The organism is Flavobacterium sp., from assembly GCF_044361015.1.
In the GTDB taxonomy this organism is placed as follows: domain Bacteria; phylum Bacteroidota; class Bacteroidia; order Flavobacteriales; family Flavobacteriaceae; genus Flavobacterium.
The window spans coordinates 1-16,711 of the sequence record NZ_JBIKJL010000051.1 but is presented as its reverse complement, the minus strand read 5'-3'; the positions used below and the strand labels follow the sequence as shown (position 1 = coordinate 16,711).

Genomic DNA, 16,711 nt, shown 5'->3' with positions numbered 1-16,711 from the left:
AGCTGGCGGAGAAAGAGGGATTCGAACCCCCGGACCTGTTACAGTCAACAGTTTTCAAGACTGCCGCAATCGACCACTCTGCCATTTCTCCAATAAAATACAATCGTTTTGTGATTGCGAGTGCAAATATAGAATGATTTTTTGTTTCTGCAAACGTTTTATGGCTAAATTTCAGACATTTTTTTGTGCTAAAACTAACTCTTTCGCAATCAGAACTTTCTACTACTTAAAACGTTCAACTATACATCTTCTCATAATATTCATCCACCATTCTGGCTGAATCAAAAAACGGCACTACTGTATTCATACTTTCAATCATGATTTTATTCCAGTCCTTCCGTTTTTTATAATACATCGGAACAATCACATTTTCCAATAAGGTTAATAAATTATCTAAATCCTTGGCATCCTGCTCATACGTTGGCAAATGATGATCAACTGTTGGCAACACAAACGAATTAACTCCATTATCATAAAACTCACAAATCCAACCATCATTAGTCGATAGATTGATAGAACCATTCATGGCAGCCGACATCCCACTTGTTCCCGAAGCTTCACGGGTAACTCTAGGTGTGTTCAACCAAACGTCCGACCCTTCTTTTAACTGTCTGGAAAGTTTCAATTCATATCCGATTAAAACAGCCATGTTATCAAATGACCTACTTAAATAGGCCAAGGAATTAAAGGTATTGATCCTTAATATGGAAATTGTCAATAAAATGGCTACCGATATGGGGTTTTATTTTGCAGCGGAGAAAGAAACCAGCCTGCCCGCCGCGGCGGAAAAAAACTCCAGAGGAGAGACCACCCCGTCCGCCCTGGCGGACAGCCCCTCCAAAGGAGGGGAATTTGCTCCGATAGATATTTTAGATTACATCTATGCGGTGTTGCATTCGCCAAAGTACAGAGAGAAATACAAAGAGTTTTTAAAGATTGATTTTCCGAGGGTTCCTTATCCCAAAGATCAAAAAACGTTTTTCGATTTGGTGGAATTAGGTAGCCAATTGCGGGAAATTCCCATGTTGAAACTACGCGGTTGAAAACGGTTCAACTTTTCGGAGCCGCCTCTGATTCCTCCCGTAGTAAAAAAAGAAGTCATCGCAAAATTAATTGCTTTCTGAATGTCTGAAAAGCTATTTAAAGCTTGATCGGGACCACCAAAGCAATCTACAAACTCTTTTTCAAGTGCTTTTGAAACAGCTGTTAAATAGTTTTTTGGAATAATACAATCGGAATCAAAAATTAGAAAATAATCACCGTTGGCTTGTTTCATTCCGAAGTTACGAGAATCACCCGGACCTGAATTTGTTTTGAAAAAATAGGCAATAGTTAGTTTGTCTTTAAAAGTTTCCACTAGATGCTCACAACTTATTGTTGATCCGTCTTCCACAACAACCACTTCAAATGGCTGTCCGAAATCTTGAGCAGTCAAACTTTCCAACAATTCGTTTATTTCATCCGGACGGTTATAAACGGGAATAATCAATGAAAACAACATCGGTATCTATTTTTAACAAAGATACATTTTAAACTAAAAAAGCCACGCATTACACGTGGCTTAAAACTTAGGATTCGTTTTTGGAAATTATTGTTTATTTGTTTTTATTCTTTTCAATTGACTGTCTAACTTAATTTTAAGCAACTATTTTTCTTTTGAAACTAGACCCCTACTAGAGTTTAAATCCTATTGCGGTTTTCTTAAAAAACCAACTGCATTTATTATCTTTAGTAAATGGGTACTAAGCGAATGTCATTTGTTCGCCTCAAAACCTAAAGCATTCATTCAATCAAAGCCCTATTTACAATTCCACCTAAAGAAGCAGATTTATCTGTAAAGTGAGCCATTTAGCAAGAATAAAGATAATCTATTGTTTTTTCAATTTGACGTAGGAAAAATTTAAAGAAACTCTAAACATTTGAGATTCAACATCATTGCTACCACCAACAACTACTCCTCCATAATCACAATACAGGCCAATGAATGGCATTATTTGATAGCCAACTCCGGCTCCCATTAAAACGGTACTTAAGGTATTATCATTTTTCTCACCGTCTGAAATCGTTTGTCCACCTTGTTTGTAGAGTGCATTTCCGAAAACCCAGAATTTTTTGGTAAAATTATGTGATAGATGTGATTCAACACTAAACAAAGCATTTTGCTCAATTTTGTCTGCATTTGTTCCAAGAGCAGGATCATTATTAGCACCAAACAATGATAATGAAGGATTAACCTCTAACCAAGTTTGCCTTTCTAAATTATCATTTAAAGGAATTGCCATAGGGAACCCAATTTGATATGTTAATCGGTTTGTTCCAAGATTGATAACCTTTTCTGGGTCATACGAGCCTGAATACCACAAACGCAAATCAGTAAATAAAGAGAATTTCATCGGTTTTTTTAAATATTCTTCAACACCAAGTGCGGGGGCACCAAATAGGCCTAGCTTAAAGCCAACAAAACCGTCTGAAAAACCGTCGGCTTTAATTCGGTTCATTGGAAGCGGAATAACCGGTGGAACATTTTTGGCAGAGCCACTAATTTCGCCGGGATTTGCCATAAATGATACTTGCGCAAATCTACCTTTTATAGAGAATGTGTGGAAAGCGGTAACTGGAAAAAGATCAATAGTAAACTTTGCTCCTGGTATCAGAATACTACCGGTACTGTTAACATTTTGCTCCAAACCCATCCATTTAACATTTAAAGAAGTAACGCCTTTAGGAATCAACAAATATGATCTTGGACCATCTGCTTGAGCCGAAGCGATATTGGTGACAGAAAAAATGGTTAGTAAAAAAATTAATTTAAAAAATTTTAGTTTCATTAGTTTCAGATTTAATTATTACTAGTTTTTACTTTTACTATTTTTTACCGCCGGTGGAGTCCAACTACCATTTAGCAATGGTTCTTTTGGCCAATAAGCTCGCATAAGCAAATTAAAATCTCCCGCAGGGGTGGGAAGCCAGTTGGATTCTTTGTCTTTACCCGGTGAATTTTTCTGAATGTAAATATCAATTGATCCATCAGCGTTTACTTTCAAATTATTTCGGTCTCCAATAGCATGTCTATTCAAAACGTTTTCTACAAAATACCCTTCATTGTTGTACATACTTAACGACCAAAATGCTTGCACCGGTGGTGTTTCATTTTTATTAAAATGCATGATATAGTTGTTTTCACCATTTAACGGATTTCCTTCACTATCTACAACACAACTGGGATATACAGCATCTTCAATCAAGTTTGCACCAAGACCTTGAAAGGCAACAATTGCTCTAAATAGATAATCTGTACCGTAATTACCCATTTTTGGATTTAAATTCATGTTCCACCCATTTATTAATTTTTTAGGTGAAAGATTCAATTGTTCCGACAATTGTTTGATTACTTCTGTAGGTATCGAACTAAGTGCCGCTTTTGTATTTTTATTATAATTATTCATATTAAAATCAGCTCCGGGACCAACACCTATCTTTACCATTTGCTTTATAAAAAGCGAATCTTGTTTTAAAGGAGGATTAGCAACCATTAACTTATTTACATAATTAAAATATTTCTCTAAATCCATTGCAGCAACAATCTCATTGGGAGAACGCTTATCAATAGACGTATCAATGATTCCTTTTGGAAGAGGATAAATGCTATAAAATTTACTTAAGGGAGTTAGTGTCACTTGTTTCTCAAGTTTCACCACTTCTTGAACATCAGAAGGACCATTTACTTGAATTCTACCTAATATCCATACTAGATTAGTGGGTGAAGGAATGTGTATCATTCCTTTAGGAACAACACCCTTCCAAAAGGGACCTGTAATAAGAAAGTCACCTTCGCTATTGCCGGTGGTTCGGCTTCCGGGTGCATTAAAAACATCTGACCACGCATTTAACATTGGCATGAGATAATAGCGTTTATTCGTTGCAGGCAAGTGTAATACCATAGGTTCGGCTGTCAAATCTAAAAAAGCAGTATTATAAAAAGTATCTGCATTAGGTCGAACAACATCTCTGAATTTTGCGTCCGGAAATTTAGTGGCTATTGTAAATTGGTTAAATGGTGCACCGTTACCCGACGCGTTGGACTCAACATTAGTTAATTTCTTTGATGTAATATCCATCAATGCTAATGGAAGTGAATAAATAAAAGCTTGCTTTGCTTGCTGTACTACTAAAGAATCAACTGATTCATTTTCTGTAGCTATTTGTGTCTTTTTTTGACAACCTATTGCTATAAACACCGTTAAAGCAAACATTATTCGTTTAACCATATTAAAATAATTAAATAACTGAAATTTTTTAACAAACAGCACAAATGTACAATATATTTTTAAATAATGACATTTATGTTATATTTAATCACTTTGCTTAGTGATGATTAGCACAAAATTTGAAATTGAATAATGGCAAAAATGTGATTCCCAATTAAGTTTTACTCTTTTCAAATGCAAGGCTGTTGCAAAAAACAAATAAATAGAATACTTCACCCGGTTTAGCCAAGAAACATCTGCTGCTATCAACTTACTTTTCGAGTTTGGAAATCTTCTAGGGTTAGAGGTGGAACCTTCGAAGGTTAATTTAACTCAATCTTTCAAATGCTTTTTTCAAAAGTAACGGCGTAGTCAACGTTGTTAAGACGCCCATAATGACTAAGATTGAAAAAACTTCGGTATTTATCAAACCATTTTTGTAGGCAATGTTGGCAATGACAAGTTCCATTATTCCTCTTGCGTTAAGTCCTACTCCAAGTGTCAAGGAAACATTTTTGGGAAGTCCGGCGAGTGTTCCACCGATAAAACCACCCGCAATTTTGGACAAATAAGAAACCGCAATTACTGCTAGTAATAAGGCTATATTGTCAATAGATGAAAAATTAAATTCTAAACCAATACCCGCAAAAAATACCGGTGCTAAAAAACCCATAGCCATATTATTGGTCGTTGTTTCTATCGCTTTTAAATTTTCCTTGCCAATTAAGGAATCACTTATAAGCATTGAAGCAAAAAATGCACCGACAATAAAATGAAGACCTAAACTTTCTGTGAACGTTGAAAACAACAAAACAAAAACAAAAAACAGAGCAAACAAGGGTTCTTTCCCTTTTAAAAAACCAACCAATTTGTCTAGCGACTGTTGAATATAATCGCCTTTTCGCAATACTTTTTTAATGAGCAAATATACAACACTTAAAAGTCCGATAAAAATGGCTAGCTTGATTAAAGAAATTGAACCTGCTTTTACCACAGAGGCTGCGGACATATCGGTATCTTTAATATTCAAGAGAACTCCCAAAATAGACAGTGCTAAAACATCATCAAAGATTGCAATGGAAATTATTTTTTGTCCAACTTCAGAATTTATTTTACCTAAATCCATCAAAATTCTGATACTTACAGGCAGTGCTGTAATTGCCACACACAAACCAATAAAAACGGTGGTCATGATGTCTTGTTCAAAAAAATAACCTACCGCAATACCACCAAATATAGGAATAAAAAAAGCCATGATTGAAATAATAATATTTCGCCCTTTTAAAGATTTGAGTATGTCGTCAATATTAATTTCAAGTCCTGCGATGATTACTAAAAGAAAAATTCCTAATTCTGAAATAACTTTTATGTCTTCTGTTCGATGAATAAGTCCCAGCAAGCTTGGTCCCAAAATAATTCCTGCAATGATTTCTCCAATCATTGACGGTTGTTTAAATCGTTCAAATACTTCGCCAAATATTTTTGCTGTTACCAATAAAATTAACAAATTGGTAAAAAATGGAAGTTCAAAATGAGGCTCTATCATCCGACTTTAAATTTTTGTTTTAGTTCTATCCATTCATTTAACGTACTGCAACTGTCGCTTATTCGCTTGCACAAATATATAGTTTTTAACACTATTAAAAAACAAATAAAGTTGCTCTATTTTTCAATAACCCTCGAATAATTTGGAACGCTTCGATGGTCAGAAGTAAAAAAAAACCGCCTGATTGCTCAAGCGGTTTCTAATTATTAAGAAGTATACAACTTAGTTTTTAACCACTTTAATAGTTTTAGATACTTCATCTGAAGTTACTTTCACCATATAAGTACCCGCGGTTAAACTTGACAAATCCACCTGCGTTTGTGTAGCATTTGGTTTAGAAGTTAACATTTGTTGACCTAATAGGTTGTAAACAACAACATCCGAAATTACATTGCTATAAGATACCGTTAAGACATCTGTTACCGGGTTAGGATAGTATTTGAAATTAGCGTTGTCAAAACCACCAACGCTCAAGGTAACATTTGCAGTTACAGCTAACGGCAAACTACAACAAATGCCTTCCGAACTTGCTGCATAATAAGTCGTTCCATCTGTAATCAATGTACCAGCAGGTAATTCATTAGCATTTGCTAAAGCATCTGCCTGAGTTGCAAACCATCTTAGAGCTGTTGCAGTAACTACTAAATCTTCAATTGTGGCTTCGGCAGCAGTAGCAGCGGTAACTGTTTGCACCGCATCACCTGTTGGAGGATCAAGAGGAACAAGGGTAACATCATAATCTTCCGTTTCACCCCAAATATAACTTGCACAGGGGTCAATTAAAGGTCCGTTTGTATTGTAAACCATACGAACACGCATTCTGTACTGTCCGGCTGGTGGATCACACATTAATGTAAATGTAAACGAGCCCGTTGTTCCGCTGATAACTGTTTCTGTTGTAGCAATTTTTTCTGAGGGTTCAAATGTTAAATCATTATCTAAATCAACCCAAACAGCGAAACCTTGATTTCCAAATCCTGTGGTTACTTGAAATGTATAGGTTGTTCCTTCCACAAACGTAGCGGTATAGTTGGGCTGACCTACAAATAATGTATAGGATGGAGCCGTAGTACTGGTTCCAGAATTATTTGACAATGTAGTTCCTGTAACCACCAAATTTGATAGGTAGTCACTTGACGAAACCCCACTTGTGTAAATAGGCGTACAAGCACAACCAGTTACTGCCGTACTAAATGATTGTTCAGCACAACCTGTTGCGTCGCCATTAGCATTGAATGGTACCACTTTGTAGTAGTAGGTAGTGTTTGCGTTTGCAACAAATGAATACGTTAAACCACCTACTACAAGGTTGTTCAACACTTCTGAACCACCCACGGTTGTGCCAATAGTTAATTTGTAACCATCTGCACCGGCAGAAGCATTCCATGAAATGTTTGTTGCTTCGTTACCACAGTTGGCGTTTGGAACAGCTGTCACGTTTGTTGAACATATTGGAGCTGTCAAAGGAATACTAAGAACTTCGAAATCATCTATAAAGAAATCTATATCTTGACCTTCCGTAACTGTGCCACTTGTAGCATAAAATGCAAACTTCACAGTATTAGAGGTAACTGTTGATATGTTAAATGTAGCTGTTGTACCTAAATTCGAAGGAGTATTTGCTGCATTGTAGGTTGTTAAATTGGTCCATGTAGCTCCACCGTCTGTTGACATCAGTACATAAACAAAATCATCGGTACCTAAAGTTGGTGAAGGACCAGAGGTAATAGGACCCGTTCCTGCAAACTGAGTTGCCCCAACTTTATACTTCACCTGATAGCCTCCGGCAGCTAAATTGAAAACAGGAGAAACCAACCATCCTCTCACTGACGTTGTCCAAATATTAATTCTTGCTGCACCTGTACTTCCAACATTCAAATAACCATCTTGATTCCAAGAACCTGAATTAACAGCACCTGTTGGGCCGGTAAGCTGATCGCCTGTTGCATAGCGTTCCCAACAAGCAGGCGTATTCACAGGAAATGGTGACCAGGATGTAAAAGGCTCAAGATATGCTGGCGTATAAATTGCACAAGGTGTGGTAAACGTTACAATGGTTGTCCAAGCACTCTTATCTGAAGCAGAACAAACCGATCGCACCCAAACATAATATTGAGTCGTTGGATTTAACGCTGTTAAAGCAGCAGTCGTAATTCCTGCACCTACTGAACCTGTAGCAACAGTTGCCGACGTTGGAGCGGTAGATGACGTAGAAACAAAGTACTCATATCCTTCAGCTGGTGCCGGTGAAGCAGCAGTCCAGTTTACAGTTGCCGATGTAGCTAAAACACTTGTAACCGAAACACCCGTTGGCTCCAAGCAAGTTGGAATCACTTCCCAACTTACATCGTCAATACTAATACTAGATGCTCCTCCGGGGAATCCTGGATTTAAAATTGCTAAGTGTTTAACACCTGCGGGAATAGCTGTTGTTGAAGGTACATAAATAAATTGTTGGGTATTCGCTACAACATTTCCAGGAATCTGAAAATCAGTCAAAAATACGAAAGTACTCAAATTGGAAGGATCCGTCATGTAACCCAATTCTAAAAATCGATTGGGTTGTGTTGCAAAAGCTTTTAATCGAAGTCTATGCGTTCCTGCATTTAAATTAGAAACTGACGGTAATATTGCATAGGCCTGTTGCGGAGGGGTTGTTGTGCTTGATACTGTCATGATCATTCTATTGGGTGGCGACATTGGTAGAGCACTTCCCGCAACAACGTAAAAAGTAGGCGTTCCAACCTGACCTTTGGTCCAACAATCCGGCAGCGGACCGTTGAAAGCAGTTGATTGTCCTGGAGCTTCAAAGTTCTGAAAAAATGAAGTGACATCGTCACACTGTGTTTTAAATGCGAGCGGACCTATCCAGAAACTTGAGTCTGTTGGCGAACATACGGCACGTACATAATACGTATAATTGGTATTAGGGGTCAACGCCGTTAGAATGAATGGATTGGTTGATGCAGGAACAATCGTACCTGTTCCAAGAGCAAATCCAGGAGCACCATATTGTATTTCCCAAGCTGTTGCAGTACTTGCCTCTGTCCAACCTAAAACAGCAGTTGTATTTGTTATTGCAGAAGCGGTTAAAGTCGATGGCTCAATACATGTTGGAATCGCTTCCCAGCTGAAATCGTCAAAAGAAGCAGTAGTTGAACCTAGGGGCGTTCCAAAAAATCCATTATTTCGAATAGCTAAATGTTTCACCCCTGCAGGTAATGCACCTGGAACTACAATAAACTCAAGAGCTGCTGCCGCTGTTGTACCAGGTAAAGTAAGTTGTTGTAATTCAACAAAAGATACTGTATTGCTGACATCAGTCATATACCCCACACTTACGGTTCTATTGGCAATCGTAGCAAATCCCTTAAATCGAAGTCTGTGCGTATTTGCTTGCAGATTAGATACTGGAGGCAAAATAGCATACGCCTCTGAGGGTACTGTACTCGCTGCCGATGCAGTCATTATCAATCGGTTCGCAGGGGACATTGGAGCCACACTTCCTGTGGTCACATTTAAAGAAGGTGATCCAACTATGCCTTTCGTCCAACAATCTGGTAGTGGGCCGTTGAAAACTGTTGACTGACCGGGGGAATCAAAGTTTTGAAAAAATGAAGTGACATCGTCACAAAGTGTTCTGAAACCTCCTACTAGAACCCAAGTTCCAATGTCTGATCCGCAAATAGAACGAACAAAAACAAAATAATTCGTGTTTTGAGTCAAACTTGTAACAGCAGCTGTATTCGTTGTATTAGCTGTTCCCGCTCCTATTGGAGTGGTAGCCGAACTTGAAACAATGTACTCATAACCATTCGCAGGAATAGAAGTAGGTTCTGTCCAAGTGATAGTTGCCGATGTAGAGGTAATGTTTGTAGAAGTTAAGCCTGTTGAGCCGGGACAAGTTGGTGGTGTCCAAGTAAAAGTTAAACCAGAACTGGGAGTAATTGCAGTTGTTAACGTACAATTAGCATTATTTGTTAAACCCGCAGTTGTAGCCGACCAATTCGTGGTGGTGGTTCTGTTGGCAAAAGCAGCATTTGATGCACCTCTCAAGCCGACTTCTCTGGTTCTATTGGTTGCATTTTGAGTAAATGAGCCATAAATCATCTCAATAACGTTGGTCGTTTCATACAATTTAATTTGGAAATTATAAATATCTCCCGTAGAGGCGAAATGTCTATAATCTTTCCATTGTATGGTTAAAACTTGGTTGGGTGCCGCACCAGATAACTGGTAACTTAATTCACCACTCACGGTATTTCCTTGCAAATCGCCTCCAAATGCAGAAATGACGTTATTGATCGCACCAGTTGACAAAGGGTTCCAACTATTAGTCATCGTACCTCCACTTAAAGATATCCAACCGTTGGATTGAATTCCAATTTGCGTGTGAGACACTCCATTGAAAACGAAACTAAAGCCAATGGGTATCGCAGGAAACGAAGTATCGTCGTTGGTGGCAACACCAAGAACCGTTCCGCCTGTTATTGCGGTATACGTTCCTGCCGACTGGCTAAACGCATACGAGCTCACTTGTGCACTTATTTGCCAACAAGTAAAAATGGCAAATAAAAGTAATGTAATTTTTTTCATAGCTAAAAATTTATATTCATGGAAAGTACTTAATTTCAGTCAATTATCAAATTATTTAGCAAATATTTAGCAACTGTAAAAATTATACAAAAAAACCACCTGATTCCTCAGGTGGTTTCTCAATTTATAAAAAATTTACAACTTAGTTTTTAACCACTTTAATCGTTTTAGATACTTCATCAGAAGTTACTTTTACCATATAAGTTCCAGTGTTTAAACCTGATAAATCCACCTGCGTTTGTGTAGCATTTGGTTTGGCAATTAACACTTGTTGACCTAATAAGTTGTAAACAACAATTTCTGAAATAGCATTACTGTAAGATACCGTTAAGACATCTGTTACCGGGTTTGGATAGTAGTTGAAACTTGCGTTATCAAAACCACCTACACTCAAAGTAACATTAGCGGTAACTGCTAAAGCAGCACTGTTACACGTACCTGCTGAGCTCACTGCATAATACGTTGTTCCATCAGTAATTAATGAACCTATTGGCAATTGGTTGATATTCGCCAAAGCATCTGCTTCGGTAGCGAAATAAATTATTTGCACAATTAAAAAAGAATTAAACTCCTCTAATGAAGCAAAACAACTAACAACTTTGTAAATAGCAATATTAAAATTATGAAAAAAAAAGTTATAATCAATTAAAAATCTAATTTAGTTTGGTTCTACAATGGTTCCTTTCCAATTTGACATTCCACCAACTAAATTAAACGTTTTCTCAAAACCCATTTGTTGCATTATTTCACAAGCTTTGGCACTTCTACTACCCGCATGGCAATACACATAATAACTTTTAGCCTTATCTAATTCATCGAGCAGATATATAAATCCTTGCCCTTTATAAAAATCTAAATTGATAGCATTGGGAATGATTCCGCGTTCAAATTCTTCGGGAGTTCTAACATCTAAGAAAACTGCGTTTCCATCTTTTTGAGCCTCTGCCCACCATTGTTCTTGTTGCAAATTCATTTTTTATTAGTTACTGAGTTGTTGAGTTGCTGAGAATCTTAAATCCTGAGAAAAAACTCAGTCAATTAGATGCTCTGCTATATCCTAAGCTTTAATTGAACATCCGATTGCTTTAGTTGTTTTTATTGTGACATCTTTTCCAGTCAATAATTCGTCTACAGCATTTTCTACATATTTAACTTTAACAGCCGATTCGTCTGAATAATTATCATCGATTGCTCCAATATATTGTACCACATTTCCAGTGTTCGTTTTTTGCAAAACATAAACATGTGGCGTTTTTGTTGCTCCATATTGTGGATAGACTTTTTGCCCATCATCAAACAAATAAGGAAAAGTGAATCCTTTTTCTTTGGCACGGACTTTCATTTTATCAAAACTATCATCTTTTTGTATATTAGGATTATTTGGATTGATGGCAATAACCGGATAACCTAACTTCTTGTATTTATTGTCTAATTCGATAATTCTATCCTCATATGCTACAGCATACGGACAATGATTACAAGTGAAAATTACTATAAAACCTTTGGCATCTTTATAATCTTTTAGAGATATTTTTTTATTATCAACATTTTTGAGGGAAAAATCGGTAGCCATAGAACCAATTTTGTAGCCATCTGGATTTTTTGTAGTAAAAGCCGATACCAAACCGGCTGCAATAAGTAAAAAAACAATTTTTAATTTTTTCATAGTTCTAATTTTAGTTAATAAATGATTTTATTTCAAATTCTAATTCTTGTTCCGTAAACGATTGCTCATAAAACTTTCGTCTTTCATTTCTATAAATGATAGTGAACGGAATTGCACCGGTCCATTTTTTTGCAACTTTTTCAATCCAACTGTTGGAATCAGGATCATCTAATAAAACAACTTCAGCTTGTATTTTTTTATTTTGAATGAATGGAATTACTCTACTTTCGACCATTTTAGGAAAATCTAAACTGACTAAAATCATTTTGAATTTTCCTGCTTTGTATTTTTGATTTAGTGCTTCAAAATAAGGCATTTCTTTTACACACGGAACACACCAAGTTGCCCAAAAGTTAATTACATATAACGTATCATTATTATGATTTAAATAAGACTCTAATCCGTCATAATTGTATGACTTCAATTTAAATCCATCTTTTTCATATACTTTTAATGGTTTTGGCTTATTTGCATTTTGCGAATAACCAATGTAACAGAAAGAAAATTGAACCATAATCAATAAAATGATTTGTTTGTAATGATGCATATAATCAATTATTAACTTATAAAATTAAACTTTACTCAATCCTTCTAAAAATCTTTAACAAAAATTTAATAGACATTTGTATATACAAGTGAAAAAATAACATACATTTGTACATACAAATTTTGTAAATACAAATGAAAATTGAGGAAATCATAAAATCGAATTCAGTCATTAGCAATGAAAAGCGAACAGTTTTAAACATTATGTTCACCCAAAACATTGTTTCGGATGCATTTAATGAGATTTTGAGAACTTTTGATTTATCGGTAGAACAATTTAATGTATTACGGATTCTTCGTGGGCAAAAAGGAAAACCGGCAAATATGTGTGTCATTCAAGAACGAATGATTGCAAAAACCAGTAATACGACAAGGCTTGTAGATAAATTATTATTAAAAGGTTTAGTGAATCGAGTCGTTTGTGAGCAAAACAGACGAAAAATGGAAATCACTATCACTGAAAAAGGATTGAAACTTTTAAACGAGTTAGATCCTAAAATTGAAGCGCATGAAATATTATTTGCCAACAATCTCACCAAACAAGAATTAGAAAATTTAAACGAATTATTAGAAAAATACAGAACAATTTAATCATCAAACTATGTCCAATTTTATAACTGATCAAAAATGGCGTTATGCCACTAAGAAATTCGATGCCAGCAAAAAAATAGCTGCATCAGATTTAGAAACTCTAAAAGAAGCTATTCAATTAAGCACCTCTTCTTATGGTTTACAACCCTATAAAATATTTATAATCGAAAATGCTGAATTAAGAGCAAAACTACAACCGGCAGCATGGGGACAATCTCAAATTGTGGATGCCTCACATGTAATCGTTTTTGCTAATATCGTTAATTTTGGTGACCAAGAGATAGATTCCTACATAAACAATTTAGCAGAAACAAGAGGAATTGAAATAGAAAGTGTGAAAGGATATGCTGATTTTATGAAAATGAAAATCAATGCGTTATCAGTTGAAAAAAGAGATGTTTGGACTTCTAAGCAAACTTATTTAGCTTTGGCTAATCTTATGAATGCAGCGGCAGAACTTAAAATTGATGTAACTCCAATGGAAGGTTTTGAACCGGAAGCGGTAAACGAAATAATGGGATTAAAAGAATTAGGTTTAAATGCTTCTTTAATTGCCACAATAGGTTATAGACATAACGAAGATTTAACCCAACATTACGCTAAAGTACGTAAACCAAAAAGTGAACTATTTATCAATTTATAATCAATAATTAAAAACAAGAAAAACAATGAAAAATTTTAAAACAATCGCTTTAGCACTTGTTGTTACTTTAGGAACATTTTCAGCAACAGCGCAAAACAAAAAAATTAATGTTGAAAAAAGCTCTATCAAATGGGTTGGTAAAAAAGTAACCGGTCAACATGATGGAATTATTAATTTTGGATCTGGAACCTTGGTTTTTGAAGGTAAAAAGTTAAAGGGAGGTTCATTTGAAGTAAATATGACTTCAATCACTGTATCTGATTTAGAGGCAGGAAAAGGAAAAGAAAAATTAGAAGGTCATTTAAAATCTGGAGACTTTTTCGGAGTAGAAAAATATGCAACATCAACATTAGAATTTAAAAAAATAGGTTCTAAAGGAAGTGATATTTATACTGTGACTGCAGATTTAACAATTAAAGGAATTACAGTTCCAGTTACTTTTGATTTAGCTTTAGGAGATGGAACTGCTAGAACATCTTTCAAAATCAACAGAACAAAATATGACATTAAATATGGTTCAGGAAGTTTCTTTGATAATTTAGGAGACAAAGCAATTGATGACGAATTTGAATTAAATGTAAATTTAGTTTACTAATAAATACTGGGAAAAATTACTAATAACCTGACACGAAAGTGTCAGGTTTTTTTATGTCTTAATGATAAAACTTTGTATTTTTACCTTTCTTAACCAACCAAATGAAAAAAGTATTAGTCATAGACAATTACGATAGTTTTACATATAATTTAGTTCATTATTTAGAAGATTTGAATTGTAAAGTAACTGTTTTTAGAAACGATGAATTTGAACTCCATGAAGTAGAGCCTTTTCAGAAAATACTTCTGTCTCCGGGTCCGGGTTTGCCAAAGGATGCCGGATTATTAAATCAAGTTATTAAAAAGTATGCTCCTCAAAAAAGTATTTTAGGCATTTGTTTAGGACTTCAAGCAATTGCTGAAGTGTTTGGAGGTAATTTACTTAATTTAAATAAAGTACATCATGGTGTTTCTTCTCAAATAACTATTATTCAAGAGGATGTGCTATTCGATGGTTTACCTAAAAACATACAAGTAGGAAGATATCATTCTTGGGTGATGAATACAGAAAACATTCCAGAAGTTTTAGAAGTTACCTCAGTTGATGAAAACAATGAAATCATGTCTGTCAAACATAAATATTTTGACATTAGAGGTGTTCAATTTCATCCGGAAAGTATTCTCACTCCACAAGGTAAAACCATCTTAAAAAATTGGATAAGTGTTCCTGTTTAAAATCAAACTTTTTATTTAAATTCAACAAATTATAAAGAGTTGTTAATTAATCAAATCGTTCAAACATTACTTTTACCTTTATAAAAAAGTCTTGCTATGAATCTTATTTTTACTTATTTATTGATAATGAACACTTCCCTCATTTACGATTTCAACAAAAACTCTTCCCCACGCGATTGGCGGATCATTGATGATGGTGTCATGGGCGGTTTATCGCAAGGGAATTTTTCCATTGATGCCGAGGGAAATGGCATTTTTGCCGGAACAGTTTCGTTAGAAAATAATGGTGGTTTTTCGTCCGTTCGTTACCAATGTGACAAAATCGTTGTGACAAAAGACAGCAAAGTATTGATTCGTTTGAAAGGAGATGGAAAAGAATACCAATTTAGAATAAAAGACAAAAAAAATAACTACTTTTCTTATATCACCACTTTTAAAACCTCCGGAAAGTGGGAAACCATTACGATCAAACTAAGTGATTTATATCCGTCCTTTAGAGGTCAGAATTTAAACTTACCCAATTTTACTAGTGATTCCTTTGAAGAAATAGTTTTTTTAGTCGGTAACAAAAAGAATGAATCGTTTCAATTGGTTTTGGATAAAATTGAGTTAGAATAAAATCAATTCCTTTTCTCTTATCTTTACGACTCAATTTCAAACATGAGTCCTACCCTATTATCCTCGCCGTTGCAAGGTTTCACCGATTTCCGATTTCGCAATGCATTTCATCACTATTTTGGCGGCATTGATACGTTTTATGCTCCGTATATTCGGTTGGATGGAAAATTGGTTATCAAAAATTCGTACCAACGCGATTTGCAACCCGAAAATAACAAGGTATCCGAATTAATTCCGCAAGTGATGACCAATAATGCCGATGAATTTTTGTTTGTCGTGAAATACATTCAGGATTTGGGTTACAAAGAACTGAACTGGAATTTAGGCTGTCCGTACCCGATGGTGACTAAACAAGGAATGGGTTCCGGGTTAATTTGTGAACCGCAACGCATTGATCATATTTTAAACCGCGTTCACAACGAAACCGACGTGATTGTTTCCATGAAAATGCGAATGGGTTATGAACATCCTGAAGAAATTTTAGATGTCTTCCCAATTTTGGATAAGTATCCGATTAAGAATATCGCGATTCACGCCCGAATTGGCAAGCAATTGTACAAAGGCGGCGTGAATTTAGAAGCCTTTCAGCGTTGCACCGAAAACACTAAACAAAAACTGTATTACAACGGCGATATTACTTCGGTAGCCAAGTTTAAGGAAATGCAAACACGTTTCCCAAGTATTGATCATTTTATGATTGGTCGCGGTTTGATTGCCGACCCGTTTTTGCCGAGTATGATTAAAAACAACACGACGGAATACCCAAGCAATCGTTGGCAAATCTTCAAGGAATTTCACGACACGATTTACCAAGAATACGATGCCACTCTTTCCGGCCCCACGCCTATCAAAATGAAAATGTTAGGTTTTTGGGAATACTTTTCTACTTCCTTTTCTAACCCACAAAAGACGTTCAAAAAGATTAAAAAAGCTCAGAATCCGAAAAGTTATCAAGAAGCGGTGAAGGAGATATTTGGTGGGGAGAGGTA

16 protein-coding genes, 1 tRNA gene and 1 pseudogene are annotated in these 16,711 nt (G+C 35.7%); 7 read left to right on the top strand and 11 right to left on the bottom strand.

Going from position 1 to position 16,711, the window contains the following annotated elements; translation table 11 throughout:
• Window positions 1-3 precede the first annotated feature (3 nt).
• Window positions 4-91: transfer RNA gene (locus ACIQ2Z_RS10830), tRNA-Ser, on the bottom strand.
• Window positions 92-235: 144 nt separating this feature from the next.
• Window positions 236-649 carry a hypothetical protein gene (locus ACIQ2Z_RS10825; protein ID WP_396184161.1) on the bottom strand — a complete coding sequence of 138 codons (414 nt, stop codon included), beginning with the start codon at window positions 647-649 and terminating at the stop codon, window positions 236-238.
• Window positions 650-704: 55 nt separating this feature from the next.
• Here ACIQ2Z_RS10825 and ACIQ2Z_RS10820 point away from each other — a divergent pair, with 55 nt between their 5' ends.
• Window positions 705-1,043, top strand: a complete 339-nt coding sequence (locus ACIQ2Z_RS10820) for a type ISP restriction/modification enzyme (RefSeq protein WP_396184160.1) — start codon at window positions 705-707, stop codon at window positions 1,041-1,043.
• Here the strand turns inward: ACIQ2Z_RS10820 and ACIQ2Z_RS10815 are convergent.
• From ACIQ2Z_RS10815 to ACIQ2Z_RS10775, 9 genes and pseudogenes are all read right to left on the bottom strand, one after another.
• Window positions 1,010-1,501 (bottom strand): annotated as a pseudogene (locus ACIQ2Z_RS10815) (glycosyltransferase); the annotation flags it as partial. The gene ACIQ2Z_RS10820 and the pseudogene ACIQ2Z_RS10815 overlap by 34 nt on opposite strands.
• A 367-nt stretch (window positions 1,502-1,868) precedes the next feature.
• Window positions 1,869-2,828, bottom strand: coding sequence for a transporter (locus ACIQ2Z_RS10810; RefSeq protein ID WP_396184159.1), 960 nt, complete (start codon window positions 2,826-2,828; stop codon window positions 1,869-1,871).
• Between the two features lie 21 nt (window positions 2,829-2,849).
• The gene (locus tag ACIQ2Z_RS10805; protein ID WP_396184158.1) at window positions 2,850-4,268 is read right to left on the bottom strand and encodes a DUF1254 domain-containing protein; all 1,419 of its coding nucleotides are present in this window, start codon (window positions 4,266-4,268) and stop codon (window positions 2,850-2,852) included.
• A 307-nt stretch (window positions 4,269-4,575) separates the two neighbouring features.
• Complete coding sequence (locus tag ACIQ2Z_RS10800; protein WP_396184156.1) at window positions 4,576-5,793, bottom strand: cation:proton antiporter; 1,218 nt, start codon at window positions 5,791-5,793, stop codon at window positions 4,576-4,578.
• Between the two features lie 222 nt (window positions 5,794-6,015).
• Window positions 6,016-10,389, bottom strand: a complete 4,374-nt coding sequence (locus ACIQ2Z_RS10795; RefSeq protein WP_396184155.1) for a fibronectin type III domain-containing protein — start codon at window positions 10,387-10,389, stop codon at window positions 6,016-6,018.
• Window positions 10,390-10,531: 142 nt separating this feature from the next.
• Window positions 10,532-10,939, bottom strand: a complete 408-nt coding sequence (locus ACIQ2Z_RS10790; protein WP_396184154.1) for a T9SS type A sorting domain-containing protein — start codon at window positions 10,937-10,939, stop codon at window positions 10,532-10,534.
• Window positions 10,940-11,047: 108 nt separating this feature from the next.
• Window positions 11,048-11,362: a rhodanese-like domain-containing protein gene (locus ACIQ2Z_RS10785; RefSeq protein ID WP_396184152.1), complete on the bottom strand. Its 315-nt coding sequence runs from the start codon at window positions 11,360-11,362 to the stop codon at window positions 11,048-11,050.
• An 84-nt stretch (window positions 11,363-11,446) separates the two neighbouring features.
• Window positions 11,447-12,055, bottom strand: a complete 609-nt coding sequence (locus ACIQ2Z_RS10780; protein WP_396184151.1) for a thioredoxin family protein — start codon at window positions 12,053-12,055, stop codon at window positions 11,447-11,449.
• A 10-nt stretch (window positions 12,056-12,065) separates the two neighbouring features.
• On the bottom strand, window positions 12,066-12,602 hold the full coding sequence (locus ACIQ2Z_RS10775) for a TlpA family protein disulfide reductase (RefSeq protein WP_396184150.1): 537 nt from the start codon (window positions 12,600-12,602) through the stop codon (window positions 12,066-12,068).
• Between the two features lie 134 nt (window positions 12,603-12,736).
• Between ACIQ2Z_RS10775 and ACIQ2Z_RS10770 the strand changes: the two genes are divergently transcribed.
• The 6 genes from ACIQ2Z_RS10770 to ACIQ2Z_RS10745 form a co-directional block, all read left to right on the top strand.
• On the top strand, window positions 12,737-13,192 hold the full coding sequence (locus ACIQ2Z_RS10770; protein WP_396184149.1) for a MarR family winged helix-turn-helix transcriptional regulator: 456 nt from the start codon (window positions 12,737-12,739) through the stop codon (window positions 13,190-13,192).
• A gap of 10 nt (window positions 13,193-13,202) precedes the next feature.
• Window positions 13,203-13,835, top strand: a complete 633-nt coding sequence (locus ACIQ2Z_RS10765; RefSeq protein ID WP_396184148.1) for an NAD(P)H-dependent oxidoreductase — start codon at window positions 13,203-13,205, stop codon at window positions 13,833-13,835.
• Window positions 13,836-13,860: 25 nt separating this feature from the next.
• On the top strand, window positions 13,861-14,430 hold the full coding sequence (locus ACIQ2Z_RS10760) for a YceI family protein (RefSeq protein ID WP_396184147.1): 570 nt from the start codon (window positions 13,861-13,863) through the stop codon (window positions 14,428-14,430).
• A 101-nt stretch (window positions 14,431-14,531) separates the two neighbouring features.
• Window positions 14,532-15,104, top strand: coding sequence for an anthranilate synthase component II (locus tag ACIQ2Z_RS10755; protein ID WP_396184146.1), 573 nt, complete (start codon window positions 14,532-14,534; stop codon window positions 15,102-15,104).
• 96 nt (window positions 15,105-15,200) lie between these two features.
• Window positions 15,201-15,722, top strand: a complete 522-nt coding sequence (locus ACIQ2Z_RS10750; RefSeq protein ID WP_396184145.1) for a CIA30 family protein — start codon at window positions 15,201-15,203, stop codon at window positions 15,720-15,722.
• A 42-nt stretch (window positions 15,723-15,764) separates the two neighbouring features.
• Window positions 15,765-16,711, top strand: a 947-nt coding sequence (locus ACIQ2Z_RS10745; RefSeq protein ID WP_396184144.1) for a tRNA dihydrouridine synthase, incomplete at its 3' end; no start/stop codon positions are given.

Coding starts and splice junctions, on each gene's coding strand:
- ACIQ2Z_RS10825 (WP_396184161.1), bottom strand. CDS start 649: ATGGCTGTTTTAATCGGATATGAATTGAAACTTTCCAGACAGTTAAAA.
- ACIQ2Z_RS10760 (WP_396184147.1), top strand. CDS start 13,861: ATGAAAAATTTTAAAACAATCGCTTTAGCACTTGTTGTTACTTTAGGA.
- ACIQ2Z_RS10755 (WP_396184146.1), top strand. CDS start 14,532: ATGAAAAAAGTATTAGTCATAGACAATTACGATAGTTTTACATATAAT.
- ACIQ2Z_RS10750 (WP_396184145.1), top strand. CDS start 15,201: ATGAATCTTATTTTTACTTATTTATTGATAATGAACACTTCCCTCATT.
- ACIQ2Z_RS10820 (WP_396184160.1), top strand. CDS start 705: ATGGAAATTGTCAATAAAATGGCTACCGATATGGGGTTTTATTTTGCA.
- ACIQ2Z_RS10785 (WP_396184152.1), bottom strand. CDS start 11,362: ATGAATTTGCAACAAGAACAATGGTGGGCAGAGGCTCAAAAAGATGGA.
- ACIQ2Z_RS10800 (WP_396184156.1), bottom strand. CDS start 5,793: ATGATAGAGCCTCATTTTGAACTTCCATTTTTTACCAATTTGTTAATT.
- ACIQ2Z_RS10770 (WP_396184149.1), top strand. CDS start 12,737: ATGAAAATTGAGGAAATCATAAAATCGAATTCAGTCATTAGCAATGAA.
- ACIQ2Z_RS10795 (WP_396184155.1), bottom strand. CDS start 10,389: ATGAAAAAAATTACATTACTTTTATTTGCCATTTTTACTTGTTGGCAA.
- ACIQ2Z_RS10780 (WP_396184151.1), bottom strand. CDS start 12,055: ATGAAAAAATTAAAAATTGTTTTTTTACTTATTGCAGCCGGTTTGGTA.
- ACIQ2Z_RS10765 (WP_396184148.1), top strand. CDS start 13,203: ATGTCCAATTTTATAACTGATCAAAAATGGCGTTATGCCACTAAGAAA.
- ACIQ2Z_RS10810 (WP_396184159.1), bottom strand. CDS start 2,828: ATGAAACTAAAATTTTTTAAATTAATTTTTTTACTAACCATTTTTTCT.
- ACIQ2Z_RS10805 (WP_396184158.1), bottom strand. CDS start 4,268: ATGGTTAAACGAATAATGTTTGCTTTAACGGTGTTTATAGCAATAGGT.
- ACIQ2Z_RS10775 (WP_396184150.1), bottom strand. CDS start 12,602: ATGCATCATTACAAACAAATCATTTTATTGATTATGGTTCAATTTTCT.